The sequence below is a fragment of the Streptomyces sp. TLI_185 genome, from assembly GCF_003814765.1.
In the GTDB taxonomy this organism is placed as follows: Bacteria; Actinomycetota; Actinomycetes; order Streptomycetales; family Streptomycetaceae; genus Streptomyces.
In genome coordinates this window covers 2,160,988-2,179,496 of record NZ_RKRB01000001.1, presented here as the reverse complement: position 1 = coordinate 2,179,496, position 18,509 = coordinate 2,160,988, and the positions used below count along the sequence as shown (strand labels likewise).

Sequence of the window (18,509 nt, the reverse complement as noted above, 5' to 3'; positions counted from 1 at the left end):
AGGAGGATGACATGGCGGTACGTGCGGCAGTGGCCGGAGCGAGCGGGTACGCGGGCGGAGAGCTCCTGCGTCTGCTCCTGGCGCACCCCGAGGTCGAGATCGGGGCCCTGACCGGCAACTCCAACGCGGGCCAGCGGCTCGGCGCGCTGCAGCCGCATCTGCTGCCGCTGGCCGACCGGATACTCCAGGAAACCACCCCCGAGGTCCTCGCCGGGCACGACGTGGTGTTCCTCGCCCTGCCCCACGGCCAGTCCGCCGCCGTCGCCGAGCAGCTCGGCCCGGACGTGCTCGTCGTCGACATGGGCGCCGACTTCCGGCTCAAGGACGCGGCCGACTGGGAGAAGTTCTACGGCTCCGCGCACGCCGGGACCTGGCCCTACGGCCTCCCCGAACTGCCGGGTGGCCGCGCCGCGCTGGAGGGGTCCAGGCGCATTGCGGTACCCGGCTGCTACCCGACGGCCGCCACCCTGGCCCTCTTCCCGGCCTACGCCGCCGGACTCGCCGAGAACGAGGCCGTGATCGTCGCCGCCTCCGGCACCTCCGGCGCGGGCAAGGCGCCCAAGCCGCACCTGCTGGGCAGCGAGGTCATGGGCTCCATGTCGCCGTACGGCGTCGGCGGCGGCCACCGGCACACCCCCGAGATGATCCAGAACTTCAGTGCGGCGGCCGGGGAGCGGGTCTCCGTCTCCTTCACCCCGACCCTCGCGCCGATGCCCCGCGGCATCCTCGCCACCTGCAGCGCGAAGGCCAAGCCGGGCGTGACCGCCGAATCCGTGCGCGCCGCGTACGAGAAGGCCTTCGCCGACGAGCCCTTCGTCCACCTGCTGCCCGAGGGGCAGTGGCCCGCGACGGCGTCCGTCTACGGTTCCAACGCCGTTCAGGTGCAGGTCGCATACGACGAGGCGGCGGGCCGCATCATCGCGATCAGCGCCATCGACAACCTGACCAAGGGCACCGCGGGCGGTGCCGTCCAGAGCATGAACCTCGCCCTCGGACTCGACGAGTCCACGGGGCTTTCCACGATCGGAGTCGCACCGTGAGCGTCACGGCAGCCAAGGGATTCCAGGCTGCGGGCATCGCCGCCGGAATCAAGGAGAACGGCAACCCGGACCTGGCCCTCGTGGTCAACAACGGTCCGCGCCGCGCCGCCGCCGGTGTCTTCACCTCCAACCGTGTGAAGGCCGCGCCGGTGCTGTGGTCCGAGCAGGTCCTCAAGGGCGGCCAGGTCTCCGCCGTCGTCCTCAACTCCGGTGGAGCCAACGCCTGTACGGGCCCGAAGGGCTTCCAGGACACGCACGCCACCGCCGAGAAGGCCGCCGAGGTCCTCGGCCGGGGCGCCATCGAGGTCGCCGTCTGCTCCACCGGCCTGATCGGCGTGCTGCTGCCCATGGACAAGCTGCTCCCGGGTGTCGAGACGGCAGCCGAGGCCCTGAGTGAGCACGGCGGCGAGAAGGCCGCCATCGCCATCAAGACCACCGACACCGTCCACAAGACGTCCGTCGTCACCAAGGACGGCTGGACCGTGGGCGGTATGGCGAAGGGCGCGGGCATGCTCGCCCCGGGCCTCGCCACCATGCTGGTCGTCCTCACCACCGACGCCGCCCTCGACAGCGACGTACTGGACAGGGCGCTGCGGGCGGCGACGCGCACGACCTTCGACCGGGTGGACTCCGACGGCTGCATGTCGACCAATGACACGGTGCTGCTGCTCGCCTCGGGCTCGTCCGGCATCACCCCGGAATACGAGGAGTTCGCGGAAGCCGTACGGCAGGTCTGCGACGACCTCGGCCAGCAGCTCATCCGGGACGCCGAGGGCGCCAGCAAGGACATCAAGGTCGAGGTGATCAACGCGGCGAGCGAGGACGACGCCGTCGAGGTGGGCCGCTCCATCGCCCGCAACAACCTCCTCAAGTGCGCGATCCACGGCGAGGACCCCAACTGGGGCCGCGTGCTCTCCGCGATCGGCACGACGAAGGCCGCCTTCGAGCCGGACCAGTTGAACGTCGCCATCAACGGCGTCTGGGTCTGCAAGAACGGCGGCGTCGGCGAGGACCGCGAGAACGTCGACATGCGCTACCGCGAGGTGCACATCGTCGCCGACCTCGCCGCCGGGTCCGAGACCGCCACGATCTGGACCAACGACCTCACCGCCGACTACGTTCACGAGAACAGCGCCTACTCGTCATGAGCACTACGCGTAAGCACACCGCGCTCCCCAAGGCCCAGATCCTCATCGAGGCGCTGCCCTGGCTGGTCAAGCACAACGGCAAGACCGTCGTCATCAAGTTCGGCGGCAACGCCATGATCGACGAGGACCTGAAGGCCGCCTTCGCGCAGGACGTCGTCTTCCTGCACCACGCCGGCCTGAAGCCGGTCGTCGTGCACGGCGGCGGCCCGCAGATCAGCGCCGCCCTCGACCAGCACGGCATCGTCAGCGAGTTCAAGGCCGGCCTGCGCGTCACCACCGAGGAGGCCATGGACGTCGTACGCATGGTGCTCGCCGGGCAGGTCCAGCGCGAACTGGTCGGACTGCTCAACCAGCACGGCCCGCTCGCCGTCGGCCTCACCGGCGAGGACGCGCACACCATCACCGCCACCAAGCACCAGCCCGAGATCGACGGCGAGTTGGTCGACATCGGGCGGGTGGGCGAGATCACCGAGATCGACACGGGCGCGATCGAGGCACTCCTCGCCGACGGCCGCATCCCGGTCGTCTCGTCGATCGCCCGTAGCCAGGACGACGGACATGTCTACAACGTCAATGCTGATACGGCGGCTGCGGCACTCGCTGCTGCGCTGGGCGCCGAGACCCTCATGGTCCTCACGGACGTCGAGGGCCTTTACGAGGACTGGCCGAACAGCGACGAGGTGATCAGCCGCCTCACCGCTTCCCAACTGGAGAAGCTGCTGCCGGAGTTGAGCTCCGGCATGGTGCCGAAGATGGAGGGCTGTCTGCACGCCGTGCGAGGCGGCGTCACCACCGCCCGCGTCATCGACGGCCGGGTCCAGCACTCGATCCTGCTGGAGATCTTCACCGACGAGGGCATCGGCACGATGGTCGTGCCCGACGAGAATCCGCACGTACAGGGGGAGTCGTGAGCAACCAGGAACTGACCGCGCGGTGGCAGGGCGCGCTCATGAACAACTACGGCACTCCGCTGCTGCCCCTGGTGCGCGGCGAGGGCGCCAAGGTGTGGGACGCCGACGGCACGGAGTACGTCGACTTCGTCGGCGGCATCGCCGTCAACGCGCTCGGCCACGCCCACCCGGCGGTCGTCGAGGCCGTCAGCAGGCAGATCGGCTCCCTCGGCCACATCTCCAACTTCTTCATGTCCGAGCCCACCGTGACCCTTGCAGAACGGCTGCTGCAGCTGTTCGGGCGGGACGGCAGGGTGTTCTTCTGCAACTCGGGCGCCGAGGCCAACGAGGCGGCCTTCAAGATCGGCCGGCTGACCGGGCGTACCCACGTGGTGGCCACCGAGGGCGCCTTCCACGGCCGCACCATGGGCGCTCTCGCGATGACCGGCCAGCAGGGCAAGCGGGAGCCGTTCCTGCCGCTGCCGGGTGACGTCACTCATGTGCCGTTCGGCGACGCGCAGGCGCTCGCGGCCGCGGTCACCGAGGAGACCGCGCTGGTCATCCTGGAGCCGGTCCAGGGCGAGATCGGCGTCGTCGTGCCGCCCGCCGGCTACCTCAAGGCCGCCCGTGCGATCACCGCCGCGACCGGTGCGCTGCTGGTCCTCGACGAGGTACAGACCGGAATCGGCCGTACCGGCCACTGGTTCGAGTACCAGGCCCACGAGGGCGTCCTGCCGGACGTCGTCACGCTGGCGAAGGGCCTCGGCGGCGGACTGCCGCTCGGCGCGACCGTCGCCTTCGGCCGGGCCGCCGAGCTGCTGCAGCCCGGGCACCACGGCACGACCTTCGGCGGCAACCCGGTCGCCTGCGCCGCCGGGCTCGCCGTCCTGGACACGATCGCGAACGAGGGGTTGCTGGAGAACGTCAAGCAGCAGAGCGAGAAGCTGCGGGACGGAATCGAGTCACTGGGCCACCCGTTGATCGCCCATGTCCGGGGCGCGGGCCTCCTCCTGGGTATCGTGCTCACCGAGCCGCTCGCGCCCCAGGCGCGCCAGGCGGCTCAGGAGGCCGGATTCCTGGTGAACGCCCCCGCCCCCGACGTCGTACGGCTGATGCCGCCGCTGACTCTCGGCGACGACGAGGTGGACGCGTTCCTCCGGGCGCTCCCCGGCATCCTGGACCAGGCCAACGGGGACGGATCCGGAGAATGAGACGACGATGAGTCACGCGCAGGACGACGCACAGCACGCCGGGCCTGCCGTGCCGCAGACCCGCACCGCACGCCACCGCCGGATCGTGGACATCCTCAACCGGCAACCGGTGCGGTCCCAGAGCCAGTTGGCGAAGTTGTTGGCCGACGACGGCTTGAATGTCACGCAGGCGACGTTGAGCCGGGACCTGGACGAGCTCAACGCGGTGAAGATCCGCAACAACGACGGCGACCTGATCTATGCGGTGCCTAGCGAGGGGGGTTTCCGGACCCCCCGGGCGCCGCTGGGCGAGTCGGCGAAGGAAGAGCGGATGCGGCGGCTGTCGCAGGAGCTGCTGATCTCCGCAGAGGCGTCGGCGAATCTCGTTGTTCTGCGGACGCCTCCGGGGGCCGCGCAGTTCTTGGCCTCGGCGATCGACCAGGCCGAGTTGCATGACATTCTCGGGACGATTGCCGGTGACGACACGCTGATGCTGATCAGCCGGGATCCGACGGGTGGTCAGGCGCTGGCGGAGCACATGCTGCGGTTGGCTCAGAACGGGCACTGAAGGGGGGCTTGCGGTCGTTCGCCGACTGCGGGTTGTGGGGGTTGCTCGCGCAGTTCCCCGCGCCCCTTACGGGGCGCTGTGCTTACCCGAGGCGAGATGCGAGGCCCCCCGTGCATCTCACCTCGTCGCCCGCCGTGATCAGCAGCGCCTCCACGTCCGGCAGGGACTCCAGCCAGCGCAGGCCCTGGCTCGAGCCCATGGCGAAGGCCGCCGTGGCCCAGCAGTCCGCCCAGGTCAGCTTCGGGGCCACCACGGTCACCGCCACCAGGTCGGTCACCGCGGAGCGGCCCGTGCGCGGGTCGACGATGTGGGCGCCCCGCTCGGCGGTGCCGGAGGTGGCCACCGCCAGCTCGTCCGCGCCGGCCGCGGAGACGACCGCAGCGAGCCCGCCCGGACGCAGCGGGTCCGCCACCCCGACCCGCCAGGGCCGGTGCCGTTCGGGCATGCCGAGCAGCTGGACGTCCCCGCCGCCGTTCATGCTCACTCCGCTCACGCCGGGGGTGACCGCCAGCAGCCGGGCCGCGCGCTCGGCGGCCCAGCCCTTGACGATCCCGGTCGGATCCAGCCGCCCTTCGTAGCGCATGCTGAACCAGCCGTCGCTCACCCGCTCCGCCTCGGCGCCCAGTGCGAGCACCTCGGCGACCTCGGGATCGCACTGCTCCACGGTCAGCTCACCCCGCGCGAGCCGGGAGACCTGGCTGTCGTCGCGGTACGTGCTGAACACCTCGTTCACCCGGTGCAGCCCGGCGATCGCCTCCGCCAGCGCCGCCTGCACCGCACCGGGCTCCCCGCCGCGGACGTCGAAGGAGAAGACGGTCCCCATGACCTCCTCCGCATGACGCACCGCGGCGGGAGCTTCTGCCGACTCGGCCACCGACTCAGCCACCGGCCTGGTCCAGTGCCGACTGCAGCGACTGCATATAGCCGCTGCTCGTGTACGTGGCACCCGACACCGCGTCGATCTTCGCGCTGCCGGCCGCCACCGCCTCCTGGTTGAGCTTGGGGATGGCCATCGCGGTCTTCTGGTCGCTGAGCCCGCCCTTGGGCGCCTGCACCGCGTCGGCCTTGGTGATCTTGCCGTTGCTGACGGTGATCCGGACCTGGACCGGCCCGTACTGGGTCTGCGCGACACTGCCGGTCACGGTCTTGGCCTGGGTGCTCCCCGTGCCCGAGCCCTGGGAGTTCCCGGACGAGGAGCCCGCGCCGCTGCTCTGCGAGGAGCCGCTGCCCTGCGAAGAGCCCGCGCTCGCCTTCATCTTGTCGATGGCCGACTGCAGCGACTGCTTGTAGCCGTTGCTGGTGTACGTCGCCCCGGACACCGAGTCGATCTGCGCGCTCTGTGCGGTGACCGTCTCCTTGGTCAGCTTGGGTATGGAGAGGGCGGTCTTCTGGTCGCTGGTGCCGCCCTTGGGCGCCTGGATCGCCTCGGCCTTGGTGATCTTGCCGTTGCTGACGGTCAGCCGGACCTGGACGTTGCCGTACTGCGTCTGGGCCACGTTGCCGTCGACCGTGCCGGTCCCGGCCGCCGCGGAGCCGCCCTGGGGCGACTCCTGCGCGGCCGCGGTCTGCTGCGGGGCCGCACCGGCCGCCTGGGCGTTCGGGTCGGACGCCGGTTTCAGCGACAGCAGCAGTACGACGCCCGACACGGTGGCGGCGGTGGCCAGCACGACACGCCGGATGGGGTGACTCTTCTTCATCGCTTTCCTGAGCTCCTGAAGTCCCGTCGCTCACATCTCGAACGACTCGTGATGGATGCGGCGGGCGGGCACTCCCGCGCCGCGCAGTGCTTCGTACACGCCCTGCGCGAAGCCGGCCGGCCCGCACATGAAGACGTCGTGCTGTTCGATGTCCGGCAGCTTCTGGCGCAGCCGCTCCGCCGAGATGTCCGGGCGCTCCCCGTCGGGGCTGTTGACCGCGTACATCAGCCGGGCGCCGCGGTCGTCGGCGATGGCGGCGAGCTCGTCCCAAAGGGCCAGGTCCTGCGTGGTGTTGGCCCGGTACAGGAGCGTGATGTCGCCGGAGGCACCCGGCAGTGTCTCGAACAGCGCCCGCATCGGCGTGATGCCGACGCCGCCCGCGACCAGCAGCACCTTGCCGCGGCTGCGCCGCTGCGCGGTCATCGCGCCGTACGGGCCCTCGGCCCACACCTTGGTGCCGGGCGTCAGCTCGCGCAGCCGGGCGCTGTGGTCGCCGATCGCCTTGACGGTGATCCGCAGCATGTCGGGGCGGGGCGCCGCCGACAGCGAGTAGGGGTGGGAGGAGAACCGCATGCCCGGCGCGAGGAACCGCCACCGGAAGAACTGTCCGGCCTCCGCGCCCATCCGGTGCAGCTTCCGCCCGCCGATCAGCACCGACACGATGCCCGGGGTCTCCTCGATGACGGCCTCGACGCGCATGCGGTGCCGCAGGTTCAGGCGGATCGGCGTGAGGATGCGGTACCAGACGACCAGCGCGGTGACCGACCCGTACAGCACGTACCAGAAGGTCTTCGCGGTCGGCTCGACGGCGAAGTCGTTGCCGGTGGTGATCTGGTGCCAGAACGTCAGGAACACGGCCCCGTACGTCAGCAGATGGACGTGGTACCAGGTGTCGTACGGGATCCTGCGCCGCACCGGGCCGATCGACGTCAGCCCGATGAGTAGGAACAGACCGGTGCCGATGGCCGCCTTGCCCATGTCCGGCAGCTGGTTGATGGAGTCGATCGTCTGCTGGACGATGTCGCCGAGCGATTTGCCCGCCTGCAACGCATAGCCCCACATGATGAGGAAGACGTGCGCGAAGACCAGGCAGAGCGTGTAGCGGCCGCTCATCGCGTGCCAGCGCGCCACCCGGTCGGAGCCGACGCGCCGTTCGAGAGCGGGCACGCGGGCCATCTGCAGCACCACGAGAGCCATCAGGTAGCCGGCCAGCAGGCCGGTGATCCGGCCCGCGTTGAGGATCTTGCCGTTCTGGTCGGCGATGGACGGCGTGTTGTGCCACCACAGCCACATCACAGCGACCGCGCCCGCCCATACGGCGAGCAGCAGGACGGTCGCCGGGGAGCGGCGCGGGCGGATGCGGCGCATCGTCTGGCGGCGGGCGGCGCGGCCGCCTGCGAGCGTGGTGGTCACTGTTCCTCCGGGGCGGGGGGCAAGGGGGGTTGGCGTGGTCCCTTGGCCCAGAGATACGTGCCGCGACGCCGGTGTGTTCAGCCGCGTGCCGAGTCCAGTGCGGACTGGAGTGACTGGCGGTAACCATCACTTGTGTACGTGGCTCCCGAGACGGTGTCGATGCTCGCGCTCTGGGCCTGCAGTGCCTCGCTGCGGAGCCGGGGGAGGGCGTAGCTGTTGATCTCCTGGTCCTTCGGGTTGTCCGTCGGGTACTGCACGGCGGTCACGTCGGTGAGCTTGCCGCTCTTGACGGTGATCTTCACCTGGACCGGGCCCCAGCGGGTCTGGATCGTGTCTCCGGTGACCGACTTGGTGACGGTGGTGGTCGATCCTCCGGAGCCGCCGGACGTGCCCGAGCTCGAGCTGCTGGACGGCGCGGGAACGGCCAGGCCCACGTCCGGCGTCGAGTGCGGCTTCAGGGACAGCAGCAGCACCATCCCGGAGACCGTGGCGGCACTCGCCAGCACGATGCGGCGCAGCGGGCGGTTCTTCTTCAACGCGTGCACTTCTACTGCCTCACAGCTCGAACGACTCGTGGTGGATACGGCGGTCCGGCACACCGGCGGTGCGCAGCGCCTCGTACAGATCGCGGGCGAAGCCGTGCGGCCCGCAGATGTAGACGTCGTGGCCCGCGAGGTCGGGGAAGGACGCGCGCAGGGACTGGGCGGTGAGGCTGGGGCGCCGCCCGTCCGGCCCGTTGAGCGCATACAGCACCTTGGCTCCCCGCCACCGGGCGATGGCCTCCAACTCCCCGCCCAGGGCGAGGCCTTCGGCGGTGCGTGCCCGGTAGAGGAGCGTGACGTCGCCGGGCAGCGTCTCGAACAGCGCCCGCAGCGGTGTGATGCCGACGCCGCCCGCGATCAGCAGGGACTTCTGCGCGGTCTGCCGGTCCTGGGTCAGCGACCCGTACGGGCCCTCCGCCCACACCCGGGTGCCCGGCCGCAGCAGCGCGACGGCCGCGCTGTGGTCGCCGAGCGCCTTGACCGTGATCCGCATCAGGTCCTGGCGAGGCGTCGCCGACAGCGAGTACGGCGTCGACGTCCACCCCATGCCCTCGCCGAGGAACCGCCAGCGGAAGAACTGCCCTGCCCGCGCACCCAGTTCGTCCAGCCGCTCACCCCGTACGACGACGGAGTACACGCCCGGCGCCTCCTTGTGCACCGACTCCACCCGCAGCCGGTGCCGAAGGTTGAGCCGCAGCGGGACCAGGACCCGGAACCACAGCACCAGGGCCGCGACACCGAGGTACAGCACGTACCAGGCGGCCGTGGCCGCGGTGTGGCCGCTCAACTCGTTGCCCAGCGTCAGCTGGTGGAAGAAGGCCAGGAAGACGGCCACGTACGCGAGCAGGTGCACGTAGTACCAGAACTCGTGGCTGAGCCGACGGCGGGCCGCGCGGGCCGAGGTGATGCCGACCGTGAACAGGATGATCGTGCCGAAGGTGGCCTTGAGCATGTCCGGGTAGTCCAGGACCACGGTGACCGTCTCGTGCCAGAGCGAGGCACTGTCCTGGGCGGCGTACCCGAGGAGGATCAGCACGATGTGCGCGACCAGCAGGCACACCGTGTAACGCCCGGCCATCGCATGCCAGCGGGCCACCCGGTCCGAGCCGATCCGCCGCTCCAGCAGCGGCACCCGCGCCATCAGCCCGACCAGGACCGCGCACGCGTACCCGCACAGCAGCCCGGCGATACGCCCGGCCCCGGTCAGCCAGCCGGCCGTGCCGACCACCGACCCGGTGTCCGTCCACCACAGGGCGACCACGGCCGCCGCCCCTGCCCACAGCAGGGCGAGCACGGGGCCCGCGGGGGAGCGCCGCGCGGCCGGCGCCACGGCCGGTGCCGTCCGCTGCTCGTACACGGTGGTCATGTGTGCGTCCTTTCGCCTGTATCCGGACGCAACTGTGCCGCCGCAACCTCTCAGCACGCTCTGAACGGCCACCTTCTGAGCCCACTCAGAGGAAACTCAGAGCATCGCGGACGGCCCGCCGACCCGGCGAGGGGTGATCCTGGTAGGGCGATGAACACCACCCGCTCCGGCCGCCCGGCCCTCACCCGCCCCGACGGCACTCCGCTGCGCGTCCTGGTCGTCGACGACGACCCCGACCTGGCCGAGGTGCTCTCGGGTGCCCTGCGCTACGAGGGCTGGCAGGTCCGCTCGGCCGGCGACGGCGCCTCCGCGCTGGCCGAGGCGCGGGAGCTGATGCCGGACGCCGTCGTGCTGGACGTGATGCTGCCCGACACCGACGGCTTCGCCGTGCTGCGCTCCCTGCACACCGTGAAGCCCGACGTGTGCGTCCTCTTCCTCACCGCACGGGACGCAGTGGAGGACCGCATCGCGGGCATCACGGCGGGCGGCGACGACTACGTCACCAAACCCTTCAGCCTGGAGGAGGTCGTCGCCCGGGTACGCGGGCTGCTGCGCCGCGCCGGCATGGCCCGGCAGCTGGACGAGGGCCCGCGGCTGACCGTCGGCGACCTGGTCATGGACGAGGACTCCCGCGAGGTCACCCGGGCCGGCGAGCTGATCGAGCTGTCCCCGACCGAGTTCGAGCTGCTCCGCTTCCTGATGCGCAACCCGCGCCGCGTGCTCAGCAAGGCACAGATCCTCGACCGGGTCTGGTCCTACGACTTCGGCGGCCGCGCCCACGTCGTCGAGCTGTACATCTCCTATCTGCGCAAGAAGGTGGACGCGGGCCGCGAGCCGATGATCCACACCGTGCGGGGGGCCGGGTACGTGATCAAGCCGGTGGCGCCATGAGGGTGCAGTGGAGGCGTCTGCCCCGGCCGCGGACGCTCCGGGCCAGGCTCACCGTCGGCCTGGTGGTGCTGCTGGCCGTCAGCTGCGCGGCGGTGGGCCTCGCCGCCGTGATCGAACTGAACGGCTTCCTCACCAGCCGCCTGGACGAGCAACTCGGCCAGGTCGGCCCCAGGTTCGCTGCCAGCCTGGAACACGGGGGCAAGCTCCCCGACGACCACGACGGCGACGAACACGGCGACGACCGCAGACAGGCCGCCGGCACCTTCGGCGCCCGCCTGGTCGACGGCTCGGCCACCAACGCGGCGGTCATCCGGACCGGCGGAGTCGTCGACGTCCCGCTGACGGCCAGGGACACCGGGCAGCTCGCCGCGGTTCCGGTCGACGGCAGGGGCCACAGCGTCCGGCTCTCCACCCTGGACGGCTACCGGGTGACCGCGTCCAAGGGCATCGACGGCGACGTCCTGATCACCGGGCTGCCCCTGGAGCCCGTGGAGGCCACCGTCCACCGCCTCGAACTGGTCGCCGGGATCGTCTTCGGCGCCGCCCTCACCCTCACCGGCGTCGCGGGCGCCCTCTGGGTGCGCTGGTCGCTCAGGCCGCTGAGCCGGGTCGCCGCGACCGCCACCCGGGTCAGCGAACTCCCCCTCGCCAGCGGCGTAGTGGCCCTGCCGTCGCGCGCCCCCGAGTCCGACCCGCGCAGCGAGGTGGGCCGGGTCGCGGGCGCCTTCAACCGCATGCTCGGCCATGTCGAGGACGCCCTGACCAAACGGCATGCCAGTGAGGAGCGGCTGCGCAGCTTCGCGGCCGACGCCAGCCACGAACTGCGCACCCCCGTCGCCTCGGTCCGCGGCCACGCGGAACTGGCGCTCCTCCACCCCGGCCCGGTGCCGCCGGAGGTCACCCGCGCCCTGGAACGCATCGCCGCCGAGTCGGGCCGCATGGGCGCGATGGTGGACGACCTCCTGCTGCTCGCCCGCCTGGACGCGGGCCGCCCCCTCGAACGCCTCCCCGTCGACCTGACCCGCCTGGTCCTGGACGCCGTCACCGACGCCCGCGCCGTCGGCCCCGACCACCGCTGGACCCTGGAGCTCCCCGAGGAACCGGTCACGGTCACCGGCGACGAACACCGCCTGCACCAGGTACTGGCCAACCTGCTGGCCAATGCGCGTCTGCACACACCGGTCGGCACCAAGGTGACGGTGTCGCTGGAGACCGACGGACCCACGGCCGTCTTCAAGGTCCACGACGACGGCCCGGGCGTTCCCGAGGACATCCGGCCGGGCGTCTTCGAACGCTTCACCCGAGCCGAACACCGCCGCCGCAAGGACGCCCCCGGCGGGGGCGCGGGCCTGGGTCTGTCCATCGTGGCGGCGGTCGCGGAGGCGCACGGGGGGAGCGTGGGGCTGGAGAGCAGGCCGGGGTCGACCACGTTCACCGTGTGGCTCAGTACCGCGTGATCGCCGTACTCCCGCTCGTCGTCCCGATCGCGATGTGCGGCTCGCTCCAAGGCCGCACCCACGTCAGAATCCGCTGCATCGCATCACTTGGAACCGACACACAACCCGCCGTAGCCCCGCGCCCGTTGACATGCAGAAAAATGCCGGCGCCCCGCCCCCGTACGCGCTGGTGGTAGTTGAACCCGATGACGAGTGCATACGCGTACTGCGTCCCGTAGGACGCCAGGTGTTCCGACTCGGACGCCCGGCAGTCGGAGGGCCGCGGCTCGGTCCAACGGTTGTAGGAGCGGGAGGCGGTGTCCTCGCACCACCACGAACTCCGGTGCACGGGACGGTACTTGTAGAGCGTTCCGCCCGGCGCGGCCTTGATGCCGAAGGCGTACGGCAGGTCGTACAGCCCGGTCGGGGTCGTGTTCGTGTTCTGCTTCCGCGACGCCCCCTCCACGAGCCCCTTCGCCCCGAACCGCGCGGACACCGAACCGGCCTCCACCCACCGGCCGCCCCGCAGGTCCCACCAGGTGACCTTGCCGGTCGTCGAGCTCGCCTTCGGGGCCACGGCGGTGATCAGCTGCGTACCGCCGCCCGTGTCGGCCATCCGGGCGGGAAGAGGCGCACCGGAGGCCGACGCGGCCGGCACGGCACCGAGGACCAGGAGTGAGGCGGACACCAGAGCGCCGGCGGCGAGAGCTGATCGCATGGCTCAGACCGTAGACGGGGGCAGCGGCAACGGCAGCCCGGGTAGGCCATCCAGGCTCGTCGCGATGTGCTCCTTCTTGGTGAAGTACTCACTGAGCGAGGAGTCGTCCTCCCGCGCGAAGCGCTTGCCGTGCAGGTCGCGGTCCTCGTCGTAGCTCATGAAGGGTACGGCGTAACCGCACGAGTCGCGGACGAGTTCGGCCGTCACGACGATGACGGCCCGCAGGCCGTGCAGGGTCGGGTCGATGTCCGGGAAATGGGCGAGCAGTTCCTTGAAGCGCGGGTCGTCGCGGAAGACGGGCTCCCCGCGACCGTGCACCCGCACGATGGTCGGCGGGCCCTGGAAGGCGCACCACATCAGCGTGATACGCCCGTTCTCCCGCAGATGCGCGATCGTCTCCGCGTTGGATCCGGCGAAGTCCAGGTAGGCCACGGTGAGTTCGTCGATCACCGCGAAGGAACCCCTGAGGCCCTTGGGGGAGAGGTTGACCGTCCCGTCGCCGGAGAGGGGCGCGGTCGCGGTGAAGAAGAGGGGCTGCGCCTCGATGAACGTGCGCAGCCTGCCGTCTATGCGTTCATAAGTCTTTCCCACGCCTGAGGATTATGGACGCAAATCTTTCGCCTGTCTAAGGAATTACGAGCTCCACTTGTCGAGCTCCACTTGTCCAGCTCCATTTGCCGGCCCTGCCTGTCCCACTCCCTTGGCCGGCCTTCGATCGCCTGCCACCGGCCGTGGCCGCCCCGGCCGGCGCTCAATCGGGGCGGCCACAGTGCCTGTCACGCGACTTACTTGGTGAGCGTGCAGGCGGCCAGGGAGTCCAGGCCGGTCGGCTTGGCGGAGGTGCGGCCGATGGAGATCGCGATGCGGTCGATGGTCGACTTCCGCTTGTCGGCCAGCGGGCCGAGGATCGCGTTCTGCACGAAGTTCGGGCCGCCCTGGCCGACCGTGTCGACCAGCCGCTTGTTGGCCTCCTGGATCTGTGTCTGCAGCAGGGTGAGGTTCCGGGTGACCTCGGCCTGTGCGGAGGCGGGGATCGCCGGGAGCTTGGAGGCGACGTCCGGGCAGGTGATGGTGCCGGCGGCGGAGGCGCCTGCCGCCTGCCCGCCGGACGCGTTGGAGGCGCCCGGGGCCGCGGAGTTCGCGGCTGCGCCGGAGCCGGCCTTGCCCGCGTTGCCGTTGCCGGTGTTCGCGCCGGTGTTCGCGCCGCCGGCGTTCAGGGTGCACGGCGCCAGCGCGTCCAGGCCGGTCGGCTTGGCCGCCTTACGTCCGATGGCGGTGGCGATGCGGTTGATCGTGGCCACCCGCTTGTCCTTGAGGGGCCCCAGGATGGCGTTGTTCACGAAGTTCGGGCCGCCCTGGCCGACCGTGTCGACCAGCCGCTTGTTGGCCTCCTGGATCTGTGTCTGCAGCAGGGTGAGGTTCCGGGTGACCTCGGCCTGCGCGGAGGCGGGGATCGCCGGGAGCTTCGAGGCGACGTCCTGGCAGGTGATGGTGCCGGGGGACGCGGCCAGGGTCCGGGCGTTGTTCCCGCTGCTCTTGGACGGCGTCCCGGCGAGGGCGGAACCGGCGATCACCGCTCCGGACAGCGCCACCGCGGCAGCCCCGCCGATGATCGCGACGCGACGCTTGTTGTACTTCGGAAGAGCCCTGGACATGCGGATGCCTCACTTGGGTCAGGAGTGGGTTTACAAACGCGGCGCCGGCGTTCGGGGTGAAGTACGGGTAAGCGGTTTCGTTTGTTCAAGGTGCCTTCAGAACTTCTCCACACCCCGCCTGCCGTCCGGGTTCGATTGACGAATCATGCAGAGCGCTGCATACTCATGCATGTCAGTGAATGCGGTGTGAGGAGAACCCCGTGACCGAGCGCGTCGTACTCGCCTACTCAGGCGGTCTGGACACCTCCGTCGCCATCGGCTGGATCGCCGAGGAGACGGGCGCCGAGGTCATCGCCGTCGCGGTCGACGTCGGCCAGGGCGGCGAGGACCTGGACGTCATCCGCAAGCGCGCCCTCGCCTGCGGCGCCGTGGAGGCCGAAGTGGCCGACGCCAAGGACGAGTTCGCCGAGGAGTACTGCCTCCCGGCGATCAAGGCCAACGCCCTCTACATGGACCGCTATCCGCTGGTCTCCGCGCTCTCCCGGCCCACGATCGTCAAGCACCTCGTCGCCGCCGCCCGGAAGCACGGCGCCACCACGGTCGCCCACGGCTGCACCGGCAAGGGCAACGACCAGGTCCGCTTCGAGGCCGGCATCGTCGCCCTCGCCCCCGGCCTCAAGTGCATCGCCCCGGTCCGCGACTACGCGATGACCCGCGACAAGGCGATCGCGTTCTGCGAGGAGAAGCAGCTCCCGATCGCCACCACCAAGAAGTCCCCGTACTCCATCGACCAGAACGTCTTCGGACGCGCGGTCGAGACGGGCTTCCTGGAGGACATCTGGAACGCGCCGATCGAGGACATCTACGAGTACACCTCGAACCCGGCGACCCCGCGCGAGCCCGACGAGGTGGTCATCACCTTCGAGCAGGGCGTCCCGGTCGCCGTCGACGGCAGGCCCGTCACCGTCCTGCAGGCGATCCAGCAGCTCAACGAGCGCGCCGGCGCCCAGGGAATCGGCCGGATCGACATGGTCGAGGACCGCCTCGTCGGCATCAAGTCCCGCGAGGTGTACGAGGCCCCGGGCGCGATCGCCCTCATCACGGCCCACCAGGAGCTGGAGAACGTCACCGTCGAGCGCGAACTCGCCCGCTACAAGCGGCAGGTGGAGCAGCGCTGGGGCGAACTCGTCTACGACGGCCAGTGGTTCTCCCCGCTCAAGCGCGCCCTGGACGGATTCATCGACGAGGCCAGCCAGCACGTGAACGGCGACATCCGGATGACCCTGCACGGCGGCCGCGCGGTGGTCACCGGACGGCGCTCCGAGTCGTCGCTCTACGACTTCAACCTGGCCACGTACGACACGGGCGACACCTTCGACCAGGCCGCGGCCAAGGGCTTCATCGACATCTACAGCCTGTCGTCGAAGATCGCGGCCGAGCGGGACCTCGCGTGAGCGAGACTGTGCGCAATACCGACCCACCCTCCCTAGGAGCAACGCAAGTGAGCAGCAACAGCGGTGACGTACGGCTCTGGGGCGCCCGTTTCGCCGACGGTCCCGCCGAGGCCCTGGCGAAGCTGTCCGCCTCCGTCCACTTCGACTGGCGGCTGGCGCCCTACGACATCGCCGGTTCGCGAGCCCACGCGCGCGTGCTGCACAAGGCGGGCCTGCTCACGGACGACGAGCTGACCCGCATGATCGCCGGACTCGACCAGCTCGAGGCGGACGTGGCCGACGGCTCCTTCGTGGGCACGATCGCCGACGAGGACTGCCACACCGCGCTGGAGCGGGGCCTCCTGGAGCGCCTCGGCCCCGACCTCGGCGGCAAGCTCCGCGCGGGCCGCTCCCGCAACGACCAGGTGACCACCCTCTTCCGGATGTACCTGCGGGACCACGCCCGCATCATCGGCGGCCTGCTCGCCGACCTGCAGGACGCGCTGGTCGGCCTGGCGGAGGCCCACCCGGACGTGGCGATGCCCGGCCGCACTCACCTCCAGCACGCCCAGCCGGTCCTCTTCGCCCACCATGTCCTGGCCCACGTCCAGTCCCTGACCCGGGACGCGGAGCGTCTGCGGCAGTGGGACGAGCGCACGGCCGTGTCGCCGTACGGTTCCGGCGCCCTGGCGGGCTCCTCCCTCGGCCTCGACCCGGAGGCGGTGGCGAAGGACCTCGGCTTCGAGCACGGCAGCTCCGCGAACTCCATCGACGGCACGGCCTCCCGTGACTACGTCGCCGAGTTCGTCTTCATCACCGCGATGATCGGCGTGAACCTCTCCCGGATCGCCGAGGAGATCATCCTCTGGAACACGAAGGAGTTCTCCTTCGTGACCCTGCACGACGCCTTCTCCACGGGCTCGTCGATCATGCCGCAGAAGAAGAACCCGGACATCGCCGAGTTGGCGCGCGGCAAGTCCGGCCGCCTGATCGGCAACCTGACCGGCCTGATGGCGACCCTCAAGGCCCTGCCGCTCGCGTACAACCGCGACCTCCAGGAGGACAAGGAGCCGGTCTTCGACTCCTGCGACCAGCTCGAGCTCCTGCTCCCCGCCTTCACCGGCATGATGGCCACCCTCACCATCCACCGGGAGCGCATGGAGGAACTGGCCCCGGCCGGCTTCTCCCTCGCCACCGACATCGCCGAGTGGCTGGTCAAGAAGGGCGTCCCGTTCCGTGTGGCGCACGAGGTGGCCGGCGAGTGCGTGAAGGCCGCCGAGGCCGAGGGCAAGGAACTGGACGGCCTGACGGACGAGCAGTTCGCCAAGATCTCCGCCCATCTGACCCCCGAGGTGCGCACGGTCCTGAACGTGCCGGGCGCCCTGGCCTCCCGCAACGGCCGCGGCGGTACGGCGCCCAGCGCGGTCGCCGTCCAGCTCGCCGAGGTCAAGGCGGACGTCGCGGCACAGCACGCGTGGGCCACGGCCAAGCAGGCCTGACGGCCGCACCGCAGCACACAGCAGGGCCCGGACATCGCGTCCGGGCCCTTCGTGCTGCCCGGCCCGGTTGGTAACAGATGAGATTCGGCCACTGGCCGAAACCTTGACGCCGCTCTACTCGGAGGTAACCATTCCGGTTACCCGGTCGACAATGCCGAACACCGGTCGATCACAGCCGAGCATGAAAGGGACGTCATGCGCGCCCGAGGTACCAGACGAACAGCCCGCCTTCTCGCCGTCACCGCCGTAGCGGCCCTGTGCGCCTTCGGGCTCACCGCTCCCGCGGGCGCCGCCGACACTCCGCCGCCCGGCTCCAACGACTGGTCCTGCAAGCCGGACTCGGCCCATCCGCAGCCGGTGGTCCTGGTGAACGGCACCTTCAAGACCTCGTACGAGAACTGGCTGACCCTCTCGCCCGCGCTGGCGAACGCCGGTCACTGCGTCTTCTCCTTCGAGTACGGCGGCCTGGAGACCGCCCCGATCCCGGACTCGGCGGCCGAGCTGCGGGACTTCGTGAACGCCGTGCTCGGCGCGACCGGCGCCAGGAAGGTGGACATCGTCGGGCACAGCCAGGGCGGCATGATGCCCCGCTACTACGTGAAGTTCCTCGGCGGTGCGACCAAGGTCGACGACCTCGTCGGCATCGTGCCGTCCAACCACGGCACCACCAACCCGCTCGCCCTCGCGGCCGGCGCCACCGTCTGCCCGTCCTGCGTCGACCAGACCGCCGGCTCGGACTTCCTGCAGAAGCTCAACTCCGACCCGGAGGCCCCGGTGGGCCCCGACTACACGGCGATCGCCACCAAGTACGACGAGGTCGTGGTGCCGTACACCAGCGCCTTCCTCAAGGGCCCTGGCTCGTACGTGACCGACGTCCTCCTCCAGGACCGCTGCCCGCTCGACACCACCGAGCACGACCAGGCACCCAAGTCGCCCCTGGTCGAGCAGTGGGTGCTCAACGCCTTGGAGCGCACGGGGCCGGCCGACCCCGCCTTCGTGCCGCGCTGCGTCTGACGAGGGCGGGCTGAACGGCACGCGGCTGGGTAGATTGGTGCGAGATCCCCCTCCTGATGCGGGATCTCC

At 70.6% G+C, this 18,509-nt stretch carries 18 protein-coding genes; 10 read left to right on the top strand and 8 right to left on the bottom strand.

The window, feature by feature from the left end; genetic code table 11:
* Positions 1-11: 11 nt before the first annotated feature.
* The 5 genes from argC to EDD92_RS09890 are packed head-to-tail and all read left to right on the top strand — an operon-like array spanning position 12 to position 4,836.
* Positions 12-1,040 carry an N-acetyl-gamma-glutamyl-phosphate reductase gene (gene argC / locus EDD92_RS09910; protein ID WP_123963957.1) on the top strand — a complete coding sequence of 343 codons (1,029 nt, stop codon included), beginning with the start codon at positions 12-14 and terminating at the stop codon, positions 1,038-1,040.
* Positions 1,037-2,188: a bifunctional glutamate N-acetyltransferase/amino-acid acetyltransferase ArgJ gene (argJ, locus tag EDD92_RS09905; RefSeq protein ID WP_123963956.1), complete on the top strand. Its 1,152-nt coding sequence runs from the start codon at positions 1,037-1,039 to the stop codon at positions 2,186-2,188. Before argC ends, argJ begins: the two co-directional genes overlap by 4 nt.
* Positions 2,185-3,099 carry an acetylglutamate kinase gene (gene argB, locus EDD92_RS09900; protein ID WP_099927533.1) on the top strand — a complete coding sequence of 305 codons (915 nt, stop codon included), beginning with the start codon at positions 2,185-2,187 and terminating at the stop codon, positions 3,097-3,099. Before argJ ends, argB begins: the two co-directional genes overlap by 4 nt.
* On the top strand, positions 3,096-4,289 hold the full coding sequence (locus tag EDD92_RS09895) for an acetylornithine transaminase (RefSeq protein WP_123963955.1): 1,194 nt from the start codon (positions 3,096-3,098) through the stop codon (positions 4,287-4,289). Before argB ends, EDD92_RS09895 begins: the two co-directional genes overlap by 4 nt.
* Positions 4,290-4,296: 7 nt before the next feature.
* Positions 4,297-4,836, top strand: coding sequence for an arginine repressor (locus EDD92_RS09890; RefSeq protein WP_123963954.1), 540 nt, complete (start codon positions 4,297-4,299; stop codon positions 4,834-4,836).
* Between the two features lie 82 nt (positions 4,837-4,918).
* Here EDD92_RS09890 and EDD92_RS09885 read toward each other — a convergent pair whose 3' ends face one another.
* From EDD92_RS09885 to EDD92_RS09865, 5 genes are all read right to left on the bottom strand, one after another.
* The gene (locus EDD92_RS09885) at positions 4,919-5,659 is read right to left on the bottom strand and encodes an FAD:protein FMN transferase (protein WP_399185395.1); all 741 of its coding nucleotides are present in this window, start codon (positions 5,657-5,659) and stop codon (positions 4,919-4,921) included.
* 55 nt (positions 5,660-5,714) lie between these two features.
* A complete protein-coding gene (locus tag EDD92_RS09880) occupies positions 5,715-6,533 on the bottom strand; it encodes an FMN-binding protein (RefSeq protein WP_185123977.1) in 819 nt (272 codons plus the stop codon).
* Between the two features lie 30 nt (positions 6,534-6,563).
* A complete protein-coding gene (locus tag EDD92_RS09875; protein WP_185123976.1) occupies positions 6,564-7,946 on the bottom strand; it encodes a ferric reductase-like transmembrane domain-containing protein in 1,383 nt (460 codons plus the stop codon).
* Positions 7,947-8,023: 77 nt separating this feature from the next.
* Entirely contained in the window at positions 8,024-8,491 is a 468-nt protein-coding gene (locus tag EDD92_RS09870) for an FMN-binding protein (protein ID WP_123963953.1), read from the bottom strand.
* 10 nt (positions 8,492-8,501) lie between these two features.
* Positions 8,502-9,854: a ferric reductase-like transmembrane domain-containing protein gene (locus EDD92_RS09865; RefSeq protein WP_123963952.1), complete on the bottom strand. Its 1,353-nt coding sequence runs from the start codon at positions 9,852-9,854 to the stop codon at positions 8,502-8,504.
* A 150-nt stretch (positions 9,855-10,004) separates the two neighbouring features.
* Here EDD92_RS09865 and EDD92_RS09860 point away from each other — a divergent pair, with 150 nt between their 5' ends.
* On the top strand, positions 10,005-10,745 hold the full coding sequence (locus EDD92_RS09860; RefSeq protein WP_123963951.1) for a response regulator transcription factor: 741 nt from the start codon (positions 10,005-10,007) through the stop codon (positions 10,743-10,745).
* Positions 10,742-12,202: a cell wall metabolism sensor histidine kinase WalK gene (locus EDD92_RS09855; protein WP_123963950.1), complete on the top strand. Its 1,461-nt coding sequence runs from the start codon at positions 10,742-10,744 to the stop codon at positions 12,200-12,202. The genes EDD92_RS09860 and EDD92_RS09855 overlap by 4 nt, the downstream gene beginning before the upstream one ends.
* Here EDD92_RS09855 and EDD92_RS09850 read toward each other — a convergent pair.
* The 3 genes from EDD92_RS09850 to EDD92_RS09840 all read right to left on the bottom strand — a co-directional run bounded on the left by EDD92_RS09850 (position 12,189) and on the right by EDD92_RS09840 (position 14,554).
* Positions 12,189-12,899 (bottom strand): L,D-transpeptidase, encoded by a 711-nt coding sequence (locus EDD92_RS09850; RefSeq protein WP_123963949.1) that lies wholly within the window; start codon positions 12,897-12,899, stop codon positions 12,189-12,191. The genes EDD92_RS09855 and EDD92_RS09850 overlap by 14 nt on opposite strands.
* 3 nt (positions 12,900-12,902) lie before the next feature.
* A complete protein-coding gene (locus EDD92_RS09845; RefSeq protein ID WP_123963948.1) occupies positions 12,903-13,490 on the bottom strand; it encodes a pyridoxamine 5'-phosphate oxidase family protein in 588 nt (195 codons plus the stop codon).
* Between the two features lie 194 nt (positions 13,491-13,684).
* The gene (locus tag EDD92_RS09840; RefSeq protein ID WP_123963947.1) at positions 13,685-14,554 is read right to left on the bottom strand and encodes a hypothetical protein; all 870 of its coding nucleotides are present in this window, start codon (positions 14,552-14,554) and stop codon (positions 13,685-13,687) included.
* A 200-nt stretch (positions 14,555-14,754) separates the two neighbouring features.
* Here EDD92_RS09840 and EDD92_RS09835 point away from each other — a divergent pair, with 200 nt between their 5' ends.
* From EDD92_RS09835 to EDD92_RS09825, 3 genes are all read left to right on the top strand, one after another.
* Positions 14,755-15,948 carry an argininosuccinate synthase gene (locus EDD92_RS09835; RefSeq protein WP_185123975.1) on the top strand — a complete coding sequence of 398 codons (1,194 nt, stop codon included), beginning with the start codon at positions 14,755-14,757 and terminating at the stop codon, positions 15,946-15,948.
* Positions 15,949-15,995: 47 nt separating this feature from the next.
* Positions 15,996-17,426, top strand: coding sequence for an argininosuccinate lyase (argH, locus tag EDD92_RS09830; RefSeq protein WP_123963945.1), 1,431 nt, complete (start codon positions 15,996-15,998; stop codon positions 17,424-17,426).
* A 195-nt stretch (positions 17,427-17,621) separates the two neighbouring features.
* The gene (locus EDD92_RS09825) at positions 17,622-18,440 is read left to right on the top strand and encodes an alpha/beta fold hydrolase (protein WP_123963944.1); all 819 of its coding nucleotides are present in this window, start codon (positions 17,622-17,624) and stop codon (positions 18,438-18,440) included.
* Positions 18,441-18,509: the final 69 nt, after the last annotated feature.